This window comes from Pseudomonas agronomica, assembly GCF_025917275.1.
GTDB classification, from domain to species: domain Bacteria; phylum Pseudomonadota; class Gammaproteobacteria; order Pseudomonadales; family Pseudomonadaceae; genus Aquipseudomonas; species Aquipseudomonas agronomica.
Genome location: NZ_JAOSHO010000435.1, coordinates 1 through 4,217, shown reverse-complemented (window position 1 = coordinate 4,217; position 4,217 = coordinate 1). Strand labels below are relative to the sequence as shown.

At 60.9% G+C, this 4,217-nt stretch carries 5 protein-coding genes; all 5 read right to left on the bottom strand.

Going from position 1 to position 4,217, the window contains the following annotated elements; translation table 11 throughout:
• Positions 1-19: 19 nt before the first annotated feature.
• From OC610_RS22185 to OC610_RS22165, 5 genes are read right to left on the bottom strand one after another with little or no spacing between them, the layout of a single operon-like run.
• Complete coding sequence (locus OC610_RS22185) at positions 20-1,177, bottom strand: glutathionylspermidine synthase family protein (protein ID WP_264430787.1); 1,158 nt, start codon at positions 1,175-1,177, stop codon at positions 20-22.
• Between the two features lie 12 nt (positions 1,178-1,189).
• Complete coding sequence (locus OC610_RS22180) at positions 1,190-1,891, bottom strand: DUF1190 domain-containing protein (RefSeq protein ID WP_264430786.1); 702 nt, start codon at positions 1,889-1,891, stop codon at positions 1,190-1,192.
• Positions 1,892-1,910: 19 nt separating this feature from the next.
• Positions 1,911-2,339 carry a DUF350 domain-containing protein gene (locus OC610_RS22175; protein WP_264430785.1) on the bottom strand — a complete coding sequence of 143 codons (429 nt, stop codon included), beginning with the start codon at positions 2,337-2,339 and terminating at the stop codon, positions 1,911-1,913.
• Positions 2,340-2,354: 15 nt separating this feature from the next.
• Positions 2,355-3,011 (bottom strand): YjfK family protein, encoded by a 657-nt coding sequence (locus tag OC610_RS22170; RefSeq protein ID WP_264430784.1) that lies wholly within the window; start codon positions 3,009-3,011, stop codon positions 2,355-2,357.
• Entirely contained in the window at positions 2,998-4,032 is a 1,035-nt protein-coding gene (locus OC610_RS22165; RefSeq protein WP_264430783.1) for an ion channel, read from the bottom strand. Before OC610_RS22165 ends, OC610_RS22170 begins: the two co-directional genes overlap by 14 nt.
• Between the last annotated feature and the right edge of the window lie 185 nt (positions 4,033-4,217).

Below are 4,217 nucleotides of genomic sequence, written 5' to 3'. Positions count from 1 at the left end.
AAGCTCGCTCGCCAATGCGTCAGTCAAGGATCAAGTGCGGCAGGAACCGGCTGGAATCCTTGGTGATCAGGCTGTTGTCTTCCCGCACGCCAATGCCGGCCGCCTGGTCGCCGATGACCCAGGAACCGATCAGCGTGTAGCTGTCGCCGAAGCGTGGCAGTGGCGCGAACTCCTGGAGGATGAACGGCGCGTCGGTGTAGGGCCCGTCTTCCTTGACGATCAAGCCGTCAGCGGTCTGCAACTCGATGTTGGCGCCTTCCCGGGAAAAGAACGGTTTGCGCACCCAGCCCTTGGGCACCGCTTTGCTGGTGTCGGTGTCGAGGTGAGCCGCGAGCAGGTTCGGGTGGCCTTTGTTGAATTCCCACAGCAGGGGCAGGATGCCTTTGTTGGAGATGATCGACTTCCAGGCCGGTTCGAAAAACTGCGTGTCGCATTGGGCAATCGCAGCACCAAACGGTTCGTGGAAGATGAACTCCCAGGCGTGCAGCTTGAACAGGTGCGGAATCCAGCGTTCTTCCAGATCGACGAAGCGTCCGTCGCTGTTGAGGCCGATGTCTTCGATATCGATGTGCCGCGATTCGATGCCGACTTTTCCCGCGATCAGGCGCAAGTAATCCGTGGTGCCCTTGTCTTCCACCGAGCCTTTCATCGAGGCGAAATAGAACGGCTCGGTGAGCTGCAACTGGGCGAAGGCCTGGTGCAGCTTGGTGTCGATGCTGTTGAACTGGTCGGCATGGGCCGGCAGCATGCCGCGCTCGATGCACTGTTCCAGCCAGCCCCACTGGAACGCTGCCGCCTCGTAGAGGCTGGTCGGCGTGTCGTAGTTGAGCTCCAACAGTTTGGCCGGGCCCGTGCCGTTGTAGGAGAAATCCATGCGCCCATACAGGTGCGGGTGGCCTTCAAGCCATGAGGTGCGCACCAGGTCGAAGAACGGCGCGGGAATGCTCAGGCGCTCCAGCAATTCTTCGCTCTGGACCACGCGGGCCACGAGGTCCATGCACATCTCATGGAGCTCGGTGGTCGGGTCTTCCAGGTCATCCTCGATCTGCTTGAGGGTGAACTGGTAGTACGCGCTTTCGTCCCAATAGGGTTCGTCGTCGATGGTGTGGAACAGAAAGCCGAGCTGCTCGGCGGTCTGTTTCCAGTCAGGACGTTCTGCGCACTGGATCTTCTTCATGGCGCTGGTTCCTCAACCGCCGGAGCTGCTGGAACCGCCCCAACCGCTGCGGGCGCTGGAACTGCTGCCGAAACCACCACGCGAGGTCGAGGACGAGACGGACATCGCCTTGCTGCTCTTGATGGAATCGGTGTAGCTGCCGTACCGCGCCTGGTTGGACTTGTTGAAGGTCGAACCCCTGGACACCCGCTGGCTGAGGGTCGACGACCCATAGTCGCCACGGTCATCGCGGTAGCGGTAGACCGGTTCGGAGTAATAGCTGTTGCGGTTGCTGCTCAACATGTTGCCGATCAGCAGGCCGGTCAGCAGGTTGCCGAAGCCCGAACCACCGACGTTCGCTTCCGACGGCGGCAATTGGGCCCGGGCCGCGTCGACCTGGGATTGCGTGACTTCGCCATCGGCACTCAGCTCGAAACCACCGAGCTTGGGAATGAACTTGCCGGCCGAGTCCTGCTGGCACCAATCGGGGACAAAATCGGCATCGCAATCAGCCTGGCTATCGTAGGTCGGCGCGATACGACGGTGCTCGGCCATGGCGGTCATGTAGGCGTCGGCGCAGATGTCCACCGGCAGCTTTTCATCGACACATTGCTGGACGGACTGGAAGTTGTACTTCTTCTGCAACTTGTAGGTTTTTTCCGTTGGCCCGCAGCCGGATATCGCCAGGGCGACCGATGCAGCCAGCGAAAGCTGGACGTACTTGCTTCGTTTCATCGGGTTCTCCGTGGCGCGATCAGTTCGTGGAAGGCGTCATGCACGCGGCGTTCAACATGCCGACGCTGATGGCCACGGCGGCAATGTAGATACCTGCGGCGATTTCACCGTTCTTGATGCGCGCGGAAGCGCCCTTGAGTACCAGGCTGGTCACCAGGAACGCCAGCAACTGGACGACCGCGGCGATCACCGCCCAGACGACGAAGTCCAGCATGTTGATCGAGTAGGCAATCACGTTGCTGGCCGGAATGGCGAAACCGATGACGGCACCGCCCAGTGCGATGGCCGCGGCCACGTTGCCCGAACGGATCAGTTCGAATTCCTTGTGCGGCGTGACACGGGTGTAGATGAACTGGAACAGCGCGAACAGCACGGCGGCGCCGAGGATGTACATGACAAAGCCGAACACGGCGGCTTTGTTCAGGGAAATGGAAAGCGCTTCAAGCATGGACTTCTTCCTTATTCAAAATGTGTTCAGGTCAGTGGTGTACAGCGAAATACCCAGCGAAGTGCTCAGGCTGACGGTGCCTTCGGCGTCCTCTTCGACGGAGAACAGCAGGAACTCCCGGCGATCCGTCAGGCCGGTGTCGCGGGCGTACAGCATCGAACGGTGCTCGACGTTGTAGGACTCGTCCGGATTGCTCACGCGCTCGCTCAACGTCACCAGCTCCGTCTGGCCCGCCTCGGTGCCCCATTCGCGGGTGTACTCGACGCCGTCGTGGGTGTACGTCGGCAGGCCAATCAGGCTTTCCGGGCCGGCGAGGCGACGCAACTCTGCCTCGCTGTTGATCGTGACGTAGCTGAGGTAATTGAACAGGATCACCGACTCGACCTGCCCGGCGACGTCGCCGCTGGTGTGCACCTGCAACCAGTAGTCTTCATCGTTCATGTAGGCGCGCGACAGCCAGTTCGACTGCCCGAGGTCGACGATGCCCAGGCTCCAGATCTGTTGGTTGGCCGGGATCACCACGGCGCTGTTGCCGTCGAGCAACAACTTGAGCGTGGCATCGAACATGACTTGCTTGCCGGAGGCCAGGCCCAGCGGCCCAACGATAGGTGTGCTGGCTGTCGTGTTCGCGTTCGGGGCCTCAAGCCCCATCAACTGTTTAAACCACCCCATGGGAAATGTCCTTGAGACGCGTGGAAGCGATGTAGAAAAGTTCGCCGCCCATGACGCGGGTGGCGCCTGGCGGGTTGATCGACGGATGTCGGGCGCCCTTTGCGCGGTAACCGATCAGCGTAGCGTTGTGCTGCTCTTTCATGCGGGTGTAGAGGTCACCGAACGTCGCTTCGAACGCCTCGGGCAGTTTCATCAGGTACTGGGTGGCACCTTCGCCGACACAGAGCAATTCATTAATGACCACTGACGAGCCCGGGTCCTGGGAGGCACGGACCAGCATTTCGATGGCCATGCTGGAGGTGCATTCCAGGCTCGGGGCATAGGCACTGGCGAGGGCGGCGATTTCGCTGTCATTGAAATGGGCGACCACGTGCCCGACCGGTCCCAATTGATTGACCGCCAGCACGGTGGCCAGGGTCAGGTCGTCGGAATGGGTGCGCACCAGCACGCGTTCGGCGCCTGGCACGCCGGCACGTTGCAACAGGGCGACGGAGGACAGGCTCTCGCCCTTGATGTACGTCGTCTTGCCGGGCATGGGATTTTCTTCGAGATCGCAATCGCAGATGACGATCAGGTTGTCGTTGGACGTTTCGTCCTGCAGCAGCAGTTCAATGACCCGCTCGCTGGAAGCGCCCTCCCAACCGATGAGCACCGTGTGGCCGACCTTGCCGGTGAAATCGCCTTTGCCCTTCATGCCTTTTCTCCATACATCGATGACGCTGCTGGTGGTTTTGCCGATGACCGTCGTCAACAGGGCAATGCCCCCGAGCATGATCCAGGTCGCCACGAAAACTCGCCCGGCGGATGTCTGTGGCAACAGATCGCCATAGCCGACGGTGAGCGTGGTGGTGAGATAGAAGTAGATAAACGTGGCGGCGGTAATGAGGTGCTGCTCGCCCAGCAGCACCAAGCCGATCCAGGCCGTGGAAAGATGCACGCCCAACGCGATGGCCAGCCCTGCCCACCCGAAGCGATGGAAGAAGGACGACGCATAGGTGCGCAATAGAAGGAAAATCGACATTCGTCCCTGACTCCGTGGGGCTTGGTTCCTGGCGGGCTAATCGCCCTGGCATCCGAGTGCCCGAGCGTAGTGGCCGGACAGCATTAAACCTGCTGTGGGACCTGGAGAGAAGTACCTTGGTGACAATAAAACCGATGAGCGGGCAGGCCGAGCACAGTCCTTGTGCCGAGGGAGCTTGCTCCCGC